At 61.1% G+C, this 18,416-nt stretch carries 17 protein-coding genes; 14 read left to right on the plus strand and 3 right to left on the minus strand.

Annotated elements, in window-relative coordinates:
- Nucleotides 1–124 precede the first annotated feature (124 nt).
- Together B195_RS07175 and B195_RS07180 are read left to right on the plus strand one after the other, a co-directional pair.
- On the plus strand, nt 125–1,504 hold the full coding sequence (locus B195_RS07175) for a glutamine synthetase family protein (RefSeq protein WP_003446754.1): 1,380 nt from the start codon (nt 125–127) through the stop codon (nt 1,502–1,504).
- Between the two features lie 143 nt (nt 1,505–1,647).
- The gene (locus tag B195_RS07180; protein WP_003446756.1) at nt 1,648–2,295 is read left to right on the plus strand and encodes a class I SAM-dependent methyltransferase; all 648 of its coding nucleotides are present in this window, start codon (nt 1,648–1,650) and stop codon (nt 2,293–2,295) included.
- Here B195_RS07180 and ampC read toward each other — a convergent pair.
- The gene (gene ampC, locus B195_RS07185) at nt 2,292–3,452 is read right to left on the minus strand and encodes a class C beta-lactamase (RefSeq protein ID WP_003446758.1); all 1,161 of its coding nucleotides are present in this window, start codon (nt 3,450–3,452) and stop codon (nt 2,292–2,294) included. The two genes, B195_RS07180 and ampC, sit on opposite strands and share 4 nt — an antisense overlap.
- Nucleotides 3,453–3,675: 223 nt before the next feature.
- On the opposite strand from ampC, the gene rnd reads away from it, so the two are divergent.
- The 3 genes from rnd to B195_RS07200 all read left to right on the plus strand — a co-directional run bounded on the left by rnd (nt 3,676) and on the right by B195_RS07200 (nt 6,151).
- Nucleotides 3,676–4,809 (plus strand): ribonuclease D, encoded by a 1,134-nt coding sequence (gene rnd / locus B195_RS07190; RefSeq protein WP_003446760.1) that lies wholly within the window; start codon nt 3,676–3,678, stop codon nt 4,807–4,809.
- A complete protein-coding gene (locus tag B195_RS07195; protein WP_003446762.1) occupies nt 4,806–5,099 on the plus strand; it encodes a YcgL domain-containing protein in 294 nt (97 codons plus the stop codon). The genes rnd and B195_RS07195 overlap by 4 nt, the downstream gene beginning before the upstream one ends.
- A gap of 119 nt (nt 5,100–5,218) precedes the next feature.
- On the plus strand, nt 5,219–6,151 hold the full coding sequence (locus B195_RS07200) for a D-2-hydroxyacid dehydrogenase (RefSeq protein WP_003446764.1): 933 nt from the start codon (nt 5,219–5,221) through the stop codon (nt 6,149–6,151).
- A 113-nt stretch (nt 6,152–6,264) separates the two neighbouring features.
- Here B195_RS07200 and B195_RS07205 read toward each other — a convergent pair whose 3' ends face one another.
- Complete coding sequence (locus B195_RS07205) at nt 6,265–6,858, minus strand: nitroreductase family protein (RefSeq protein WP_003446766.1); 594 nt, start codon at nt 6,856–6,858, stop codon at nt 6,265–6,267.
- 155 nt (nt 6,859–7,013) lie between these two features.
- Here B195_RS07205 and B195_RS07210 point away from each other — a divergent pair, with 155 nt between their 5' ends.
- The 8 genes from B195_RS07210 (at nt 7,014) to B195_RS07245 (ending at nt 16,834) form a co-directional block, all read left to right on the plus strand.
- A complete protein-coding gene (locus B195_RS07210) occupies nt 7,014–7,463 on the plus strand; it encodes a YcgN family cysteine cluster protein (RefSeq protein WP_003446767.1) in 450 nt (149 codons plus the stop codon).
- A gap of 27 nt (nt 7,464–7,490) precedes the next feature.
- The gene (locus B195_RS07215; RefSeq protein ID WP_003446768.1) at nt 7,491–8,720 is read left to right on the plus strand and encodes a hypothetical protein; all 1,230 of its coding nucleotides are present in this window, start codon (nt 7,491–7,493) and stop codon (nt 8,718–8,720) included.
- A gap of 194 nt (nt 8,721–8,914) precedes the next feature.
- Nucleotides 8,915–9,004 (plus strand): K(+)-transporting ATPase subunit F, encoded by a 90-nt coding sequence (kdpF, locus tag B195_RS07220; protein WP_003446770.1) that lies wholly within the window; start codon nt 8,915–8,917, stop codon nt 9,002–9,004.
- Nucleotides 9,005–9,012: 8 nt separating this feature from the next.
- The gene (gene kdpA, locus B195_RS07225) at nt 9,013–10,707 is read left to right on the plus strand and encodes a potassium-transporting ATPase subunit KdpA (RefSeq protein WP_003446772.1); all 1,695 of its coding nucleotides are present in this window, start codon (nt 9,013–9,015) and stop codon (nt 10,705–10,707) included.
- 10 nt (nt 10,708–10,717) lie between these two features.
- Nucleotides 10,718–12,790 (plus strand): potassium-transporting ATPase subunit KdpB, encoded by a 2,073-nt coding sequence (gene kdpB, locus B195_RS07230; protein WP_037001931.1) that lies wholly within the window; start codon nt 10,718–10,720, stop codon nt 12,788–12,790.
- A gap of 21 nt (nt 12,791–12,811) precedes the next feature.
- Entirely contained in the window at nt 12,812–13,363 is a 552-nt protein-coding gene (gene kdpC / locus B195_RS07235) for a potassium-transporting ATPase subunit KdpC (protein WP_003446776.1), read from the plus strand.
- 75 nt (nt 13,364–13,438) lie between these two features.
- Nucleotides 13,439–16,105 (plus strand): sensor histidine kinase KdpD, encoded by a 2,667-nt coding sequence (locus tag B195_RS07240; protein ID WP_003446778.1) that lies wholly within the window; start codon nt 13,439–13,441, stop codon nt 16,103–16,105.
- Nucleotides 16,106–16,141: 36 nt separating this feature from the next.
- Nucleotides 16,142–16,834 (plus strand): response regulator, encoded by a 693-nt coding sequence (locus B195_RS07245; protein ID WP_003446780.1) that lies wholly within the window; start codon nt 16,142–16,144, stop codon nt 16,832–16,834.
- Here the strand turns inward: B195_RS07245 and B195_RS07250 are convergent, their stop codons facing one another.
- Nucleotides 16,835–17,863: a patatin-like phospholipase family protein gene (locus tag B195_RS07250; protein WP_003446782.1), complete on the minus strand. Its 1,029-nt coding sequence runs from the start codon at nt 17,861–17,863 to the stop codon at nt 16,835–16,837.
- Nucleotides 17,864–18,111: 248 nt separating this feature from the next.
- Here B195_RS07250 and B195_RS07255 point away from each other — a divergent pair, with 248 nt between their 5' ends.
- Entirely contained in the window at nt 18,112–18,393 is a 282-nt protein-coding gene (locus tag B195_RS07255; protein ID WP_003446784.1) for a hypothetical protein, read from the plus strand.
- Nucleotides 18,394–18,416 lie beyond the last annotated feature (23 nt).

An 18,416-nucleotide genomic window follows, 5' to 3' on the forward strand; every position in this document is an offset into this window, starting at 1 on the left:
TGGGCCTTGTTCCACTGCCGGCATGCCCGCCCGCCGGATGCTCGTATCTAACGTTGAGTCTGTGGGTTTACGCCCGAAATGGCGTGCCTGTACGCCTGTCTTATACGAATTTACGAGAATTGCCATGAGTGCCACCCCTGCGTTTGCCCCGCTGCAAGAAGCCCTGGATTTTCTGGAACTGAACCCGGATGTCGAGATGTTCGAGTTGTTCATCCTCGACAATAACGGCGTGCCCCGGGGCAAGTTGTTGCACCGCGATGAGTTGCTGGAGGTCTACAAAAACGGCCGCCCGCTGCCGAGCACGATTCTGGGCCTGAGCATCAATGGCGATGACGTTGAAAATACCGGTCTGGTGTGGGATGTGGGCGATATCGACTGCCGTGCCTTCCCGATCAGTGGCAGCCTGCAGCGCATGCCGTGGCGCCTGATTCCCATGGCGGCGGTGCAAGTGAGCATGCACCCGCAATCGGGGATGCCGGCGACGGTGGCCGACCCCCGGCACTTGTTGTCCAAAGTGATCGATGGCTTGAAAGCCGATGGCTACTACCCGGTGATGGCGGCGGAGCTGGAGTTTTATTTGCTCGATCAGCAACGGGACAGCAACGATCGCCCGCAACCGGCACGGGATGCCGACGGTCAGCGTCCGCGTGCAACCCAGGTCTACGGGCTGCGGGAACTGGAACAGATCGAGCCGTTTCTGGCTGACCTGTATAGCGCCTGCAAGCTGCAGGGGATTCCGGCGCGCACGGCGATTTCCGAATACGCACCGGGGCAGGTTGAAATCACCCTGGAGCATCGCAACGACGCGTTGCAGGCGATGGATGAGGCCGTGCGCTACAAGCGCTTGGTCAAAGGTGTGGCGCACAAACACGGGATGGTCGCCTGTTTTATGGCCAAGCCGTTTGATGACCTGGCCGGTACCGGCATGCATATGCACGTAAGCCTGGCCGATCAGGAGGGCAACAACCTGTTCGCCAGTGAAGCGCCGGACGGCACGCCGCTGCTCAGGCACGCCGTGGGCGGGATGCTCGACACCTTGCTCGATTCGTTGTTGATGTTTTGCCCGAACGCCAATTCCTATCGTCGGTTTCAGAGCAACAGCTATGCCCCCCTGGCCGCGACCTGGGGCGTGGATAACCGCACCGTCAGCTTGCGCGTGCCAGGCGGGCCCGCGTATTCGCGCCATATCGAACACCGTATCTGTGGCGCTGATGCCAACCCCTATCTGGCTGCCGCCGCGATTCTGGCCGGTATTCATCGCGGGATTCGTGAACAGCGCGATCCGGGGGCTCCGGTTGAGGGCAACGGTTATGCCCAGGCCACTGAGATGCTGCCGACCGACTGGCTGACCACATTGCGTGCGCTTGAAGGCTCATCCTGGGCCAAAGAGGCGTTCGGGCCGGAGTTTTTGAAGGTCTATCTGGCAGTCAAAAACGCCGAGTACCGCCAGTTCATGGGCGAAGTCGGCGAGCAGGACTGGCGCTGGTATCTGCAGCAGGCGTGATTCGGTGTTGCGGGATCGAGCAAGCTCGCTCCCGCAGAATTGATCAATTTTCTATCCGGGTTTTATGGTTTTCTGACAATTTTTTCACTGGTGCCCCGCTAGTCTCTGTGTCGAACATAACCAAACACTAGAGTTCGCGGGCCATGTCATCGCAGCTACCTTCCACCGTTGAGCTTGAATTCGCCGAACGCTACGACCGCGAGCATGCGCAAGTGTGCCGCGAAGTGCGGCCGCAGGGCATTGTCCGGAGGCTGGCGTTATGGCGTGAAAAACGGCTGGTTCGCCGGGCGCTCAAGGTGGCGGGCGAGCCGGGGCTGGTGCTGGATCTGGCGTGCGGTGCCGGGCGTTTCTGGCCCGTGCTGGCAGAGCACGGTAACCGGGTAATCCTCGCCGCCGATTCTTCCCAGGGCATGCTCGATCATGCCCAGACCCACCATCCGCTCAGCTTGCTGGCGCGCATCAAACTGTTCAAGAGCTCGGTGTTTTCCATCGACATGTCCGAAAACGCGGTGGACAGCATCTTCTGCATGCAGCTGTTTCACCATGTTCGCGACAGCGAACATCGCCTGGCCATCCTGCGCGAACTGCATCGCGTGAGCCGCGACAGCCTGATCCTGTCGGTATGTGTGGGGCGCTCTGTGGATCAGTGCAGGGACTCGCAACGGATTGTCGTGCGCAAGGAAGAAATTGAATCCCAGTTTGCCCTGGCAGGTTTCAGCATCCTCAAGCATTACGATGTGCTGCCCGGTTATGCACTGGGCAGCATCTACATCGTGCGCAAAGAGGCTTAGTCGAGGGCGTTGAGGATTTTATACGCCAGTTCGATGCGGGCACTGTTGGGGTAGTTCTTGTTGGCCAGTATGACCACCGCCTGTTTTTTCACGGGTATCAGCGCCACATAGCCGCCAAAGCCACCGGTGGAGCCTGTCTTGTTGATCCACACCGCCTCCTGTGGTGCCAATGGCGGGTGCAGGGCGATGGCGTCATTGTTCTCGTAGGCCATTTTGTCCGAATTGCCGAGCAGCAGATTCTTCAGCGTGACCGGGTAGGCGTATTGCTCCCAGATCAAATCCTGGGTCATGGGCCCGATCCGGAAGTAGCCGGTGTGAGTGTCGCCAATGGCCTGCTGGATTTTTGTCGACGGCTTGCCCGGCAAGGCATTCAATTGTGCAAAGTGAATCAGGTCACGGCTACTGGTTTTGACTCCGTAGGCTTCGTTGCCCAGCATGCCGGAATTAAGCCTGACCGGTTGATCCTGCTTGTCATAGCCTTGGGCATAGAGGGCCATCTTGCTCTTCGGCACATCGATATAGGTGCTGTGCAGGCCCAGTGCGGGGAACAAGGTGTTTTCCATGGCTTGGGCAAAAGGCTGGTTCATGCTCCTGGCGGTAATCAGGCCCAGCATGCCGATGCTCGGGTTGGCGTAGCTTCTTTGGGTACCTGCGGGGTAGACCGGTTTCCAGGCCTTCAAGTAGTCCATTAACTGTTGTTCATTCTGTACGGCGTCTGGCACCTGCAACGGGAAACCGCCAGCGGTGTGGGTGGCCAGATGGGTCAGTTGCACCTTGCCAAAAGCCGTGCCTTGAAGTTCGGGAACGTATCGGGAAACCGGGGCGTCGAGTGACAGCTGACCATTGATCTGAGCATAGGTGGCCAGGGTGGCGGTCAGGGTTTTACTGATCGAACCGACCTCAAACAGGGTGTCGGAACTGATGGGCACCCGGGTGTCCCTGGAGGCTACGCCGAAGTTGTAGAAGTGCTGCTTGCCATTGACGCTGACGGCGATGCTCAGACCCGGAACACCATAGGTCTGCATCAACTGTGTGGCACCTTCGGTCACGGCGGCATCGAGTCCGGGAACAAGGTCTTGCGCCAGTGCTGCAGTGCTGAAGGCGCAAAGGCCCACCAGCACCAAAGTAAGACCGGACAGCTTGCGGGGGACAGGCATGGGGTTAATCCTCGACTCTTGTTTGCGTGGACACTGATGGGTGTTCTTGCGGTTTCAAAGCACCGTACCCTGCAGGTTTGGGAAATCACCCGGCTCAGGAATAAAAATTGTGACGGTAGTTGCCTGAAATTGTGTAGGTTTTTCGTCGCTTAGAGTGTCAGTCAATGCCCGGAACTCCCTGGCGGCGATATATACTGCGCGCCATTCTTCAAGGGAGAGCCGTGTGGCCATCGATATTCACTGGATTCGCGACAACGATAGCCTCGGCCAGCATTGCGCCGAATGGCAGAGCCTGCCATTCGTAGCCCTCGACACCGAATTCATGCGGGTCGACACCTTTTACCCGATTGCCGGTCTGATCCAGATTGGCGACGGTGAGCGCGCTTACCTGATCGACCCCCTGACCATCGACAACTGGCAACCTTTGTCCGACCTGCTGGAAAACCCGGCAGTGGTCAAAGTGCTGCACGCCTGCAGCGAAGACCTCGAGGTTTTGTTACGCCTGACCGGCAGCCTGCCGGCGCCTCTGTTTGACACGCAACTGGCCGCGGCCTACCTGAACCTGGGCTTCTCCATGGGCTACTCGCGCCTGGTCAAGGAAGTCCTTGACCTCGACCTGCCCAAAGGTGAAACCCGTTCTGACTGGTTGCAGCGTCCGCTGTCGGAAACCCAGATCAGCTATGCCGCCGAAGATGCCCTGCATCTGGCCGAGGTGTATGTGTTGCTGCGTCCGCGCCTGTCGGATGAAAAGTACGCCTGGGTGCTGGAGGACGGCGCCGAACTGGTGGCCAATCTGCGCCGTGAAGTGGACCCTTACGAGGTGTACCGTGAGGCCAAGCTGGCCTGGAAGCTGTCACCTGCGCAACTGGCAGTACTGCGTGAAATTTGCGCCTGGCGCGAACAGCAGGCACGGGCCCGTGATCTGCCGCGCAATCGTGTAGTGCGTGAGCATGCGTTGTGGCCATTGGCGAAAACCCAGCCCGACAATCTGGTGGCCCTGGCGCGTATTGAAGATATGCACCCGCGCACCGTGCGTCAGGATGGCGAGTTTTTGCTGGACATGATCAAGCGCGCTGCCAGTCTGCCGCCAGAGCAATGGCCGCCGGCTGTGCCTGAGCCGTTGCCGGTCGAAGCCGCCGCGTTGATCAAGCGTCTGCGGGCCATCGGTCAGGCAGAAGCTGAACGTCTGAACATTGCGCCGGAACTGATGCTGCGCAAGAAAACCCTGGAAGCCCTGCTTAAAAGCGGCTTTCCCAATGGCCCTTATCACTTGCCGGACTCACTGCGCGGATGGCGCCGTGAGCTGATGGGCCAGGCTTTGCTCGATAGCCTGGCCACTGCTGGAGAACCGTCTTGAAACGTATTTGCTCTATCTACCGCAGCCTCAAACGCAACGAAATGTACCTGTACGTGCTTAAGGCCGATGCTCTGGAACGTGTGCCCGAGTCCCTGATGAGTGCCTTTGGCAAGCCGCACCACGCGTTCGATCTGGTGCTGAGCCCCGAGCGCGCCCTGTCCCGTGAAGACATCCACAAGGTGCTGGAAAACCTGGATACCCAGGGCTATCACCTGCAGATGCCGCCGGCCGAGGACGAATATATCGAGCACTTGCCCGAAGAGCTGTTGCGTCGTAACGACCCGATGTAAATGCCCGGCGCCCGGTTCCGGGCGCCTGTCGCAAAAGGCTCATTTTGATTGGCGGTGGCCGAACGCTACGGGGGCGATCCCGGCGGCGGGCGCTGCAGTGTTTTAGGAAGGTTACAAGCATGCGCGTCCTGATTGCCGAGCACGATTACCCGCTTTACGCCCAACTCTTGCAGCAGGCTGCACCCGAACTGGAAGTGCAGACCAGCGGCGATTCGGCGCAATTGGCGAAGATGGCTGCAGATTGCCCGGTGTGGCTGGGGCAGCCGGACCTGATGGCGACCCTGTTGCGTCAAGGGCACAAACCACAGTGGGTGCAATCAACCTGGGCCGGCATCACCCCCTTGCTGGCCGACGGCCTGCAACGCGATTACCGGCTAAGCCGGGCAGTCGGCATCTTTGGCCAGGTGATGGCCGAGTATGTGCTGACCTATATGCTCGGCCATGAGCGTGAAGTCATAGCGCGCCTGCTGAGCCAGGTTGAACGCAAGTGGGACAACCGAACCGGCCGCAGCCTGGTAGGGCGCAAGGTGTTGATTGTCGGGGCAGGGGACATTGGCCAGAGCGTGGCACAGTTTCTTGTACCCTTCGGGGTTGAGCTGTACGCCATTGCCAGCACTGCCCGGGAACAGGCGCCGTTCCGGGAAGTTGCCACATTGAGCGATTTGCCGCGGCTGGTGGGGCAGATGGATTACGTGGTCAACCTGTTGCCCAACACGCCGCAAACCCACGACCTGTACGACGCCGAACTCTTTGCACTGTTCAACCCCGAGGCTGTGTTCATCAATGCCGGGCGCGGTGTGGCCGTGGTGGATGCAGACCTGGTTGAAGCCTTGCGTGTGGGGCATCTGGCGGGCGCGATCATTGATGTCTGCCGTCAGGAGCCGTTACCGGCCAAGCATCCATTCTGGACGGCCTGGGGTTTGCTGCTGACCGGTCATAGCTCGGCGCCGACATCGCCGTCGTTGATGGTGCAGCTGTTTGTCGACAACCTGCGGGCGTTCCAGGCGGGTGAGGCACTGCGCGGCGAAGTGGATTTCGCACGCGGGTATTAAAGAAATGGTCAGCTTTGTGGGAGCTGGCTTGCCAGCGATGCCGTTGACGGGACTCGGCAGATACAGCGCACCGCTACCATCGCCAGCAAGCTGGCTCCCACAGGGTTGGGGCGTTACAGGCTGAAGTCACCCTCGGCTACCAGCTTGCTCAGCGGCTCACGCTGGCTCGGGACTTCCTTGGCCTGCAGGTAATCCACCAGGCTGGCCTTGTCGCCCAGTTTGCCGATGGCCACCATCGCCTGAATGGCATAGCCCTCAGGGATTTTCAGTTCCTGACGTGCGCGCTCGTAATCCAGGCCGCTCATGCCGTGGGTGTGCCAGCCGCTCAAGTGCGCTTGCAGCGCCAGATGGCCCCAGGCAGCGCCGGTATCGAAGGCGTTGGTCGGAGCCGGCTTTTCTTCTGTAGTACCCGGCGCGGCGAATGTGGTTTTCGACACAATCACCACCAGCGCCGCAGCGTGTTTGGCCCAGCCCTGGTTGAACTCCACCAGCAGGCTCAGGTAACGCTCGAAATCCGGGGTGCCACGCAGGGCGAACAGAAAGCGCCAGGGCTGCGAGTTGTAGGCCGAAGGTGCCCAGCGGGCGGCTTCGAAAAAGCTCAGCAGGGTGGCCTTGTCGATGCTTTCGTCAGTGAAGGCTCGGGGCGACCAGCGTTGGGTGAACTGCTCATGGATCTGGTGTTCGGCAATGCGATTGGAAGCAGGCATTCGATTTTCCTGAGTTGATTTGGCGGGTACAAAGCTACTGTTACGCCTTGAACGTGACAAGTCCAGTGACACCGTCAGTCACCAGTGCTTGGCCCGGGGAGCGCGGGGCACTAGACTGGCGGCCTTTTCCACTCCCTGATGTTGATGTTTGAGCCATGGCCGCAATAGTTGAACCGTTCTGGATCCGCAAAACCCTCGATCAACTCGATCAAGAGGAATGGGAGTCGCTGTGCGACGGATGCGGCCTGTGCTGCTTGCAGAAGCTCGAGGATGAAGACGATAACAGCGTCTACTACACGCGCATTGCCTGCAAATTGCTCGACCTGAAAACCTGTCAATGCACCGATTACGCCAAGCGTCGCGACAGTGTTCCGGACTGCATTCAGTTGTCGCCGGGCAAGGCCGAAGAGTTCAAGTGGTTGCCGCCGACCTGTGGCTACCGCCTTGTCAGTGAACGCAAGGACCTGCCGCTCTGGCACCATCTGGTGTGTGGCGACCCTGACGCGGTGCACCACGAACGCATTTCGCAATCCGGACGCATGCTCGCCGAGGGCAGCGTGCCGGAAGACGACTGGGAAGATCATCTGATTTTTCGCGCCGGTTAAGTGCCGGAGCGGTGCCATGGAGTGTGTATGCCGCTGCGATACCAATGGCCTCTGGGGCTGCTGCTACTGATAGTCAGCAGCCCGCTGTGGGCCGCCAAGAAAGTCGACTTTGACTACCATGTCCGCCTGTTGCCGCAAAGCGATCAGGCTGAGGTGCGCTTGACCCTGGCCGAAGGAACGGCAGTGCGCAGCCTGGATTTCGACCTTGGGCCACCGGGCAGTTACAGCGATTTCAAGGCTGACGGCCAGTGGCAGCTGACCCCCGATGCACATCACAGCCGTGGCCTGTGGCACCCGGCGCCGGGCAAGGCCAACCTGAGCTACCGCGTGCACTTGAACCATCAGCGCAAGAACGGCAGCTTTGACACGCGGATCACCCCGCAGTGGGCGTTGTTTCGCGGCGAAGACCTGGTCCCTGCGGCCAGTCTCGATCAGCAGGACGGCAGCGAGCTGGTGTCGCGTCTGGCGTTCGAGTTGCCACCGGGCTGGAAAAGCATCGAAACACCATGGCCGCGGATCGGCAAAAACCGTTTTCGCATCGACGATGTCTCCCGTGTGTTTGACCGGCCGACCGGCTGGATGCTCGCCGGTACGCTGGGCAGTCGCCGCACCATGCTGGGGGAAACCGAAGTGACTGTCTCCGCGCCCAAGGGGCAGGGCATGCGGCGTATGGATGTGCTGACCCTGCTGACGTTCGTCTGGCCCCAGGTGCAAGCCGTATTCCCGCGTAACCCGGCCAAACTGCTGATCGTCGGTGCGGGCAGTCCGATGTGGAAAGGCAGTGCCGCGGCGCGCAACTCGATTTACCTCTCCAGTAGCCTGCCTCTGGTCAATGAAGCAGGGAGCAGTCCGTTGTTGCGCGAACTGGTGCAGCTGTTCAGCGCGATCAATGTCGAGCCGGAGCATGCCTGGATTGGCGAAGGGCTGAGTGAGTATTACGCCATTGAGTTGATGCGCCGTGCCGGTGGCATGAGTGACGAGCGTTACCAGGCCCTGCAGCACCGGCTCAATGCTGCCGGCAAGGGCGTGACCCGCCTGCGTGGCCCGGCCAGCCCGGCGATGGTGGCGCGGGCTGTCACGCTGCTGCAGGCGCTGGACCGCGAGATCCGTTTGCAAACCCGCAACAAGCGTTCACTGGATGACGTCAGCCAGGCCTTGATGCGTCTGGACAAGGTCAATACCCAGGTGTTTGTCCAGCTGAGCGAAAGCGTGCTGGGCGGGCAGTCCGAGGTGCTGGACACACCGCTGCTGCATTAAACCATTACGGGGCATGCCTCGCGGGCTCTTGAATCTGGCCGCGAAGAGCTCGCGAGGCAAGCTCGCTCCTACAGGCAAGCGCGGTTTTTTACGCCTTCTTTACGCCCCCGCATCCCCCTCGATCTCGATCCTTTACGCCCATGTTGCGCACACTCTTCCTACACGCGGCAATTGCCGTTACGGGGAGATTTGTCATGGGCGTTCTGGATGGGGTGTCGCTGCTGTTGGCAGTGGGGCTGTTCGTTTATCTGCTGGTTGCGCTGTTGCGCGCAGATCGGAACTAGGAGCGGGTATGCACAGTTATGACTATGCGCTGATTCTTGCATTCTTCGCGTTGGTGCTGCTGCCGGCGCCCTTTCTCGGGCGTTTTTATTATCGGGTGATGGAAGGCCAGCGCACCTGGTTGACTCCGGTATTGGGGCCGGTGGAGAAGGTCTGCTACCGCGTCGCCGGGGTTGACCCGGGCACCGAGCAAAGCTGGCAGAAATACACCCTGGCCCTGCTGGCATTCAACCTGGCGGGTTTTGTGCTGTTGTTCGCCATTTTGTTGCTGCAACAGTATTTACCCCTTAACCCGCAGCAGTTGCCGGGGCAAGAGTGGACCCAGGCATTCAATACCGCTGTGAGTTTTGTCACCAACACCAACTGGCAGAGCTACAGCGGTGAAGCGACCCTCAGTTACTTCAGCCAGATGGCCGGTCTGACCGTGCAGAACTTCGTCAGCGCGGCCACCGGTCTGGCGGTGCTGGTTGCGCTGTGCCGAGGTATCAGCCGCCGCTCGGCGCAAACCCTGGGCAACTTCTGGGTCGACATGACCCGCGCTACGCTCTACGGCCTGTTGCCGCTGTGTCTGGTGCTGGCGCTGTTTCTGGTCTGGCAGGGGGTGCCACAAACCTTCGCCCACTACGTCAATGCGCTGACCCTGCAAGGCGCGGATCAGGTCATTCCTCTGGGCCCGGCGGCCAGCCAGATTGCGATCAAGCAACTGGGTACCAACGGCGGCGGCTTTTTCGGCGTCAACTCGGCGCACCCGTTCGAGAACCCGAGCGCCTGGAGCAACCTGTTCGAGATGGCTTCGATCATCCTGATTCCGGTGGCGCTGGTGTTCACCTTTGGCCATTACGTCAAGGATCTGCGTCAGAGCCGGGCCATCATCGCCTGCATGCTGGCATTGTTCCTGATCGGCGGCGGTACGGCGCTGTACGCCGAATACCAGCCCAACCCGACCTTGAACAGCCCGCTGGTGGAGCAAACCGCGCCGCTGGAAGGCAAGGAAGTGCGCTTCGGCACCACGGGCACCGTGCTCTGGACCGAAACCACCACCGCCGCCTCCAACGGTTCGGTGAACGGTATGCACGACAGCCTCAACCCGCTTGGCGGAATGGTGGCGCTGGTCAACATGATGGTCGGCGAAGTGATCTTCGGCGGCGTCGGTGCCGGGCTCTACGGCATGTTGCTCAACGTGTTGATCGCCGTGTTCCTGGCCGGCCTGATGATTGGCCGCACCCCGGAATACCTCGGTAAAAAACTGCAGGCCAAAGAGGTCCAGTTGCTGGTGGTGACCTTGCTGGTGATGCCGGTGGGGGTGCTGGTGCTGGGGGCTATCGCTGCCGTATTGCCAAGTGCCGTGGCTTCGGTGAGCAACCCCGGGCCCCATGGTTTCAGCCAGATCCTCTATGCCTTCACCTCGGCCAGTGCCAACAACGGTTCGGCATTTGCCGGGCTCAGCGCCAACACGCCGTTCTACAACCTGATGCTGGGCCTGGGGATGTTGATCGGGCGCTTCGGTTACATCCTCCCGGTACTGGCCCTGGCCGGCAGCCTGGCGATGAAGAAAACCGCGCCCATTGGCCAGGACAGTTTCCCCACCCACGGCCCGCTGTTTGTGGCGCTGTTGACTGTGACCATTTTACTGGTGGGCGGCCTGACATTCTTGCCGACCCTGGCCCTTGGCCCAATCGCTGAACAACTGACCCTGGGCTTTTAAGGAGACGATGATGACTATGCCTGCTCCTGTTTCCAAGTTGACTCCTGCGCCTGAAACCAGGGCGCTCGAATCACCCAAAACATCCTTTGCCGATATCTGGCGTCCGGCCTTGCTGCAAGCCTTCGTCAAACTCGATCCGCGTCAGCTCAAGCGCTCACCGGTGATGCTGGTGGTGGAACTGACTGCCATTTTCACCACCGTGCTGTGCTTTATGCCCGAGCCTGCGGTGCCCACCGGGGTGGCGGTGCAGATCGCCCTGTGGCTGTGGTTTACCGTGCTGTTTGCCAACTTTGCCGAAGCCCTGGCCGAGGGTCGCGGTAAAGCCCGCGCCGATAGCCTCAAGGCCGGCAGCGTCGGTTTGAGCGCGCGGCGGCGTACGGCCACGGGCGGTTTTGAAGTGGTACCTGCGACCCGCCTGCGCAAGGGCGATGTGGTGCGCGTCGAAGCCGGGGAGATGATCCCCGGTGACGGTGAGGTGATTGAAGGGATTGCCGCAGTCAACGAAGCGGCCATCACCGGCGAATCGGCACCGGTGATTCGTGAGTCTGGTGGTGACCGCTCGGCGGTGACCGGCAACACCCGGCTGGTGTCGGACTGGCTGCTGGTGCAAATCAGCGCCAACCCCGGCGAGTCGACCCTGGACCGCATGATCGCACTGGTGGAAGGCGCCAAACGCCAGAAAACCCCTAACGAAGTGGCGCTGGATATCCTGCTGATCGGGTTGACCCTGATCTTCCTGATTGTCGTCGTGACCTTGCAGCCGTTCGCCTATTACGCCGGTGGCAGCTTGCCGCTGGTGTTTCTGGTGGCATTGCTGGTGACTCTGATTCCCACCACCATTGGCGGCTTGCTGTCGGCCATCGGGATTGCCGGCATGGACCGGCTGGTGCGGCTCAATGTCATCGCCAAATCCGGGCGTGCGGTGGAAGCTGCGGGCGACGTGCATGTGTTGATGCTGGATAAAACCGGCACCATCACTTTCGGTAACCGTCGCTGCACGGCGTTGTATGCATCCCCCGGCGTGACTGCCAAAGAGCTGGCTGAAGGTGCATTGCTGGCCTCCCTGGCGGACGAAACGGCGGAGGGCAAGTCCATCGTCGAGTTCATTCGCGGCCTGCATAGCTTGCCAGAGCCTGCGGCCTCTGATTTCACCGCCGTGCCCTTTACCGCTGAAACTCGCTTGTCGGGCATCGACTGCAACGGGCGGATTTATCGCAAGGGTGCAGTGGATTCGGTACTGGCCTTTGTCGGCCTCAAACGCAGCGAAGTACTGCCGGCGTTGTCGCGGGAGATCGACAAGATCGCCCAGAGCGGCGGCACCCCGTTGCTGGTGTGCGCCCAGGGCCGGTTGCTGGGTGCAATTCACCTCAAGGACGTGGTCAAGCCCGGGATCCGCGAACGCTTTGCCGAATTGCGCAAGCTGGGGATTCGCACCGTGATGGTCACCGGTGACAACCCGCTGACCGCTGCGGCGATAGCGGCCGAAGCCGGTGTGGATGACGTGCTGGCCGAAGCCACGCCGGAGAAGAAGCTGGCGCGCATTCGCCACGAGCAAAATGACGGGCGGCTGGTGGCCATGTGTGGCGACGGGGCCAACGATGCACCGGCGCTGGCCCAGGCTGACGTCGGCATGGCGATGAACGATGGCACTCAGGCTGCGCGGGAAGCCGCGAACATGGTCGATCTGGACAGCGACCCGACCAAGTTGCTGGATGTGGTGCAAATCGGCAAGGAACTGCTGGTGACCCGTGGCGCCCTGACGACGTTCTCGATTGCCAACGATGTGGCCAAGTACTTCGCGATCCTGCCGGCGCTGTTTGCCACCATCTACCCGCAGCTGGGTGTGCTCAACATCATGGGTCTGAGCAGCCCGCAGAGCGCCATTCTTTCGGCCATCGTGTTTAACGCACTGATCATCGTGGTGCTGATCCCGCTGGCCTTGCGTGGCGTGCGGGTCCAGGCGGCAAGTGCCGCGCATTTGCTGCGCCGCAACTTGCTGATCTATGGCGTGGGCGGGCTGGTGGTGCCCTTTGCAGGCATCAAGCTGATCGACATGCTGCTCACGGCGCTGCACCTGGTTTAAGAACTTTTAGAGGACTCAATCATGGCGACTCTTTTACGTCCGGCCCTGAGCCTGATGGTGTTGATGACGGCGATCACCGGGGTGATCTACCCGCTGACCGTTACCGGGATCGCGCAGCTGGCGTTCCCACAACAGGCCAATGGCAGCCTGGTGCGCGACAGTGCGGGCCAGGTCCTGGGTTCGGCGCTGATCGCGCAGGACTTCACAGGGGCTGGCTGGTTCCACCCGCGCCCGTCAGCGGGGGCGTTTGCCACGGTGTCCAGTGCCGCGAGCAACCTGGCGCCGAGCAACCCGGCGCTGGCCACGCGGGTCAAGGACAGTGCTGCGCAGCTGGTGGTAGCCGATCAGGGCCCGGTGCCCCTGGCGCTGCTGACCACCTCGGGCAGTGGCCTGGACCCGCACTTGCCTCCTGAGGCAATACGCTATCAACTGGTGCGTGTGGCTGCGGCGCGTAATTTGCCGGTGCAGACGGTAGAGCAGCTGCTGCAACAACATATCGAGCAGCCGCTGGTGGGGCCGCCGGTGGTGAACGTATTGCTGCTGAACCAGGCGTTGGCTCAGCTTAAAAACTGACTGCACCCCGCAGGAGCGAGTTTGCTCGCGAGCAAGCTCGCTCCTGCGGGGTTTATGTATTCAATAGGTAATTCCATGACAGATTCCGGTCGCGCCGATGCGCTGTTAGCTGATTTGCCACGGGCAGGCCGTGGCCGGCTCAAGGTGTTCCTTGGCGCAGCCCCCGGCGTGGGCAAGACCTACGCCATGCTGCAAGCGGCTCATACCCAGGTCCGTCAGGGCGTAACGGTGCTGGCGGGGGTGGTCGAGACCCATGGCCGGGCCGAAACCCAGGCATTGCTCAATGGGCTGCCTCAGCAACCGATGCTGCGTTCGGAGTATCGCGGCGTGCAGCTCGAAGAAATGGACCTCGACGGTTTGCTGGCGGCCAGACCCGGGCTGGTGCTGGTGGACGAACTGGCCCACAGCAACGCCCCGGGCAGCCGTCATGCCAAGCGCTGGCAGGATGTCCAGGAGCTGCTGGCAGCGGGCATCGATGTGTATACCACGGTCAACGTCCAGCATTTGGAAAGCCTCAATGATCGGGTGCGCGGCATTACCGGGGTACAGGTGCGTGAAACCCTGCCCGACTGGATCATCCAGGAAGCCTACGAACTGCTGTTGATCGACCTGCCGCCGCGGGAGCTGCTGGAGCGTCTGCGCGAGGGCAAGGTGTACGTGCCCGAGCAGGCACGGGCAGCGATCGACGCCTTTTTCTCCCAGACCAACCTCAACGCCCTGCGTGAACTGGCGATGCAGACGGCAGCGGTCTACGTCGACGATGAGCTGGACAAAGGTTATCGCCAGCAGGGGCAATCGGCTCCGGCGCTGCGTGGTCGCCTGCTGGTGGGAATTGATGGCGACGTGCATGCCGAACGCCTGGTACGTCACGCCAGCCGCGTCGCAGAGCGCAGGCATCTGCCCTGGAGTCTGGTGCATGTGGACAACGGCACGGTGCGTGACGAGCAGTCACGGCTGCGTCTGCAAAACGCGCAACAGCTGGCTGAGCGCCTGGGGGGCGAAGTGGTGCTGCTGCGCGCCGGTGAAGTGGCCAGGACGCTGATCCAGCACGCCAGCGAGCGGCGTGCCAGCCTGTTGCTGGTGGGCCAGTCGCGCCTGACCTGGCGCCGCCGGGTCTTTGGCGGCGGGCTGGCTTCGCGGCTGCTGCGCGATGCCCACGGTCTGGAAATCAACGTGCTCGACAATGAGCAGTCGCCCACTGCGGCTTCAAGCCGGGGAGTGCCCACCCTGGTGTGGTTCGATTATGGCCTGGCGCTGGTGGCGACCATCCTGGCCAGTGCCCTGGCCTGGGGCGTTTCCAGTGTGCTGGCGCTGCCCAATATTTCGCTGGTGTTTCTGGCGGCGGTGTTGCTGGTGGCCGTGCGCAGCAGTCTGGGGCCCTCGCTGGCCTGCGCTGCGCTGTCGTTTCTGGCCTATGACTTTCTGTTCATCCCGCCCAACTTCTCGTTCAGCATCCAGCGCGAAGAAGACGTGCTGACCTTGTTGTTCTTTTTGCTCATGGCAGCCCTCACCGGCAATCTGGCGGCCCGGCAACGACGGCAGTTGCAGGCGCTGCGTGAGACTCAGGAGGAAACCACGCAATTGCTCGACCTGTCGCGCAAGCTGACTGCGGCTACCGATCGCCAGGCGGTGATCAATGCCGCGGCCCAGCATTTGAGCAGCTGGAAGGAGCTCGATGTGTGTTTGCTCAAGCGGGACCCCGACGCTGGCTGGCAGGTCGAGACTGGCGGCCCCCTGCAGCTCAGCGAGGCCGAGCGCGCGGCTGCGGATTGGGCCTGGGCCCACGACCAGCCCTCCGGCAAGGGCACCGGCACACTGCCCATGGGGCGTTGGTGGTGGTGGCCATTAAGCGCTGAAGAAGGGCCGCTGGCCTTGCTTGGGGTGTGCCCCAAGGGAAATCTGGCGCTCAGCGGTCAACATCGTCGCCTGTTGATGGCGCTGAGCCAGCCTCTGGCCCAGGCACTGGCCCGGGCCCGTTTGGCCCAGGATCTGGAAGCGGCGCGTTTGCACGGCGAGACCGAGCAGCTGCGCAGTGCCTTGCTGGCCTCCGTGTCCCATGATCTGCGCACGCCCCTGACCACGATGCAGGGCAGTATCGATACCTTGCTGGCACTGGGCGAATCGATACCGGTACAGGATCGACGCGAACTGCTGGAAGCCACCCGCGATGAAGCCGAGCGTCTGGACCGCTACATTCAGAACCTGCTGGACATGACCCGGCTGGGGCACGGCGCGTTGAAGCTGGCCCGTGACTGGGTGTCACCGGCCGATATTGTGGGCAGTGCCCTGAATCGGCTGCGGGCGGTGCTGGCACCGTTGCAGGTAAAGGTAGAGGTGCCGGCGCAACTGCCGTTGCTGCACATCCACGCGGCGTTGATCGAGCAGGCACTGATCAATGTGCTGGAGAACGCTGCACGCTTCTCACCGCCTGCCGGGCAATTGGTGCTGCAAGCGGGTGCTGATGAGCAGGAGCTGTGGTTTGCGGTCAGCGATCAGGGCCCGGGCATCCCGGAGGACGAGCGGGCGAAGATTTTCGACATGTTCTACACCGCCGCCCGTGGCGATCGGGGCGGGCAGGGGACCGGGCTCGGGCTGGCTATCTGTCAGGGCATGGTCGGTGCCCACGGTGGGCGAATTACTGTCGGTGACGGTATTGATGGCAGCGGTACCTGTATCACGCTGTACCTGCCCTTGCCCGAGCAGCCCGCCTTCGATCAGGAAGAGTCCGGCCTTGAACACTGATATTCTTCGGCCATTCCTTTACTGCGATGTGATGCCATGAGCCAGGGCGCGACTATTTTGGTCATCGACGATGAACCGCAGATTCGCAAGTTTTTGCGCATCAGTCTGGTCTCCCAGGGCTACAACGTGCTGGAAGCTGCCACTGGGGCTGATGGCTTGAGCCAGGCGGCGTTAAAGCAGCCGGACATGCTGGTACTGGATCTGGGCCTGCCCGACATGGACGGCCAGCAGGTGCTGCGTGAATTTCGCGAATGGTCGAACGTGCCGGTGCTGGTGCTTTCGGTGCGCGCCAGTGAAGTGCAAAAGGTCCAGGCGCTGGACGCCGGGGCCAATGACTATGTGACCAAGCCTTTCGGTATCCAGGAATTTCTGGCCCGGGTCCGGGCTCTGTTGCGCCAGGCCCCCGCAGGCGAGACGCAAGAAGCGGCGATTGAGCTTGGCCCTCTGGTGGTTGACCTGGCCTATCGCCGGGTGTTGCTTGATGGGGTCGAAGTGGCCCTGACCCGCAAGGAGTACGCGGTGCTGGCGCAACTGGCACGGCATCCGGGACGGGTGATCACCCAGCAGCAATTGCTCAAGGACATTTGGGGCCCGACCCATATCGAAAACAGTCATTACCTGCGCATCGTGATCGGCCATCTGCGGCAAAAGCTGGCGGATGATCCGACGCATCCGCGATTTATTGCCACTGAAGCGGGCGTCGGTTATCGGCTGCTGACCCGGGTTTGACTAGTGCTCTTCACTTTCGTAGCGGTCCAGCGTGTCTTTGGCGATTTGCCGGCCCAGAGCGATGAGTTCCGGGGCTTTGTAGAACTCAAAGAAGCGGCACACGCGTTTGGGCACATTGATCAGGATATCCGGCGGGTAACCGGCAATCTTGTATTGGGCCAGGGAGGTCTGCATCACCTCGAAGCTCTGGTTGATCAAGTCCAGCAGCGAAGCGGGGCCGACGTTGTCGATGATGAACGAGCCGGTGGCTGACTTGGGGGCGCCCTGGTCGCCAGTATGCCGGGCTTTTGGTGCGGCCGATTCGAGCCAGGGATCGGGCAGCTGTTCGGTCAGGGGGTTGAGCATTTCCTGTTCCAGGTTCAACAGGTGCTCGGCCTGTTTGGTGCGAAACGGAATGTGCGACCCCAGTGAGCTCATCAAACTGTCGAAGCGGCCCTTGAATGCTGCAGGGCGCTCGATGACGGGCAGTTGATAGTTATTGTGGTGGGTGGAGTTCAGGTTGACGGCGATGATCAGGTCGCAATGGCTGGAGACCACCGGGACTATGGGTAAAGGGTTGAGCAGGCCACCGTCGACCAGCATGCGGTTGCCCTGCATCACCGGGGTGAACAGGCTGGGAATTGCCGCCGAAGCCCGCATGGCCTGGTGCAGGCAGCCCTCCTGAAACCAGATTTCCTGCTGGTGAGTGAGGTCGGTAGCGACTGCGGTGTAAGGGATGCGCAAGTCTTCGATGTTGATCTCGCCAACGATATTGCGGATCTGGCCGAAGACTTTTTCGCCGCGGATGGCTCCCAGCCGGAAGCTGACATCGACCAGGCGCAATACATCCAGGTAGTCCAGGCTTTGAATCCAGTCGCGATACTGGTCAAGTTTACCGGCGGCGTAGATGCCGCCCACGACCGCGCCCATTGAGCAGCCTGCAACGCAGGCAATGTCGTAACCGCGACGCTCAAGTTCTTCAATGACGCCGATATGGGTATAACCCCGGGCACCCCCGGAGCCTAATACCAGTGCAATACGTTTTTTCATGAACCGAACCTTCGTCTGACAGGTGTCCACAATGCCTTTTTGTGCCCTGTAGTGACAGCTGTGGCATAAATCGGCGCCGGCCAGCTAGGATGTAAGGGCAATCGCTCGCCGTTACACGGACGCGCTTTTCAGTCGGCGTGGGCCGATTGAAAAGCCTGTCGCAGCAACAGTCACACACCGGTCAAGGCACTTTTACGGCACTTGCCCGTCTGAGTTTGCACTGAACATTAATTTTTGAGGGAAACATTATGAAAGCTTGGCTTTGTGTACCGTTGATTGCATTGGCTCTGGCGGGTTGTGCGGGCAATAAAGCGGCTTATCGAGACAGTTGCGCTACCCAGCTGGACGCTGCCTGGCATGAGCTGGATCTGGCCAAGGCGGAAGGTTTTGCAGGGACTGTCAGTTATTCCAAAGCCTTGTCGTTACTGACCGGGGCGAAAACCCAGCAACAATTCGAAGCCTTTGAAGGCTGCACCACAAAAGCCGAAAAAGCGCGTTTCTATATTCGTGAATCCCGCGCAGGACGTTGAGCCGTTGCGGTGATGGGGGAGGG

Source organism: Pseudomonas sp. Lz4W, from assembly GCF_000346225.2.
In the GTDB taxonomy this organism is placed as follows: Bacteria; Pseudomonadota; Gammaproteobacteria; order Pseudomonadales; family Pseudomonadaceae; genus Aquipseudomonas; species Aquipseudomonas paraversuta.

Bases quoted from the DNA above. Each gene is read 5' to 3' on its own strand.
- B195_RS07240 (WP_003446778.1), top strand. From the start codon at position 13,439: ATGACAGATTCCGGTCGCGCCGATGCGCTGTTAGCTGATTTGCCACGG.
- B195_RS07250 (WP_003446782.1), bottom strand. From the start codon at position 17,863: ATGAAAAAACGTATTGCACTGGTATTAGGCTCCGGGGGTGCCCGGGGT.
- B195_RS07180 (WP_003446756.1), top strand. From the start codon at position 1,648: ATGTCATCGCAGCTACCTTCCACCGTTGAGCTTGAATTCGCCGAACGC.
- kdpA (WP_003446772.1), top strand. From the start codon at position 9,013: ATGCACAGTTATGACTATGCGCTGATTCTTGCATTCTTCGCGTTGGTG.
- ampC (WP_003446758.1), bottom strand. From the start codon at position 3,452: ATGCCTGTCCCCCGCAAGCTGTCCGGTCTTACTTTGGTGCTGGTGGGC.
- kdpF (WP_003446770.1), top strand. From the start codon at position 8,915: ATGGGCGTTCTGGATGGGGTGTCGCTGCTGTTGGCAGTGGGGCTGTTC.
- B195_RS07175 (WP_003446754.1), top strand. From the start codon at position 125: ATGAGTGCCACCCCTGCGTTTGCCCCGCTGCAAGAAGCCCTGGATTTT.
- B195_RS07200 (WP_003446764.1), top strand. From the start codon at position 5,219: ATGCGCGTCCTGATTGCCGAGCACGATTACCCGCTTTACGCCCAACTC.
- B195_RS07205 (WP_003446766.1), bottom strand. From the start codon at position 6,858: ATGCCTGCTTCCAATCGCATTGCCGAACACCAGATCCATGAGCAGTTC.
- B195_RS07215 (WP_003446768.1), top strand. From the start codon at position 7,491: ATGCCGCTGCGATACCAATGGCCTCTGGGGCTGCTGCTACTGATAGTC.
- kdpC (WP_003446776.1), top strand. From the start codon at position 12,812: ATGGCGACTCTTTTACGTCCGGCCCTGAGCCTGATGGTGTTGATGACG.
- B195_RS07245 (WP_003446780.1), top strand. From the start codon at position 16,142: ATGAGCCAGGGCGCGACTATTTTGGTCATCGACGATGAACCGCAGATT.
- kdpB (WP_037001931.1), top strand. From the start codon at position 10,718: ATGACTATGCCTGCTCCTGTTTCCAAGTTGACTCCTGCGCCTGAAACC.
- B195_RS07255 (WP_003446784.1), top strand. From the start codon at position 18,112: ATGAAAGCTTGGCTTTGTGTACCGTTGATTGCATTGGCTCTGGCGGGT.
- B195_RS07210 (WP_003446767.1), top strand. From the start codon at position 7,014: ATGGCCGCAATAGTTGAACCGTTCTGGATCCGCAAAACCCTCGATCAA.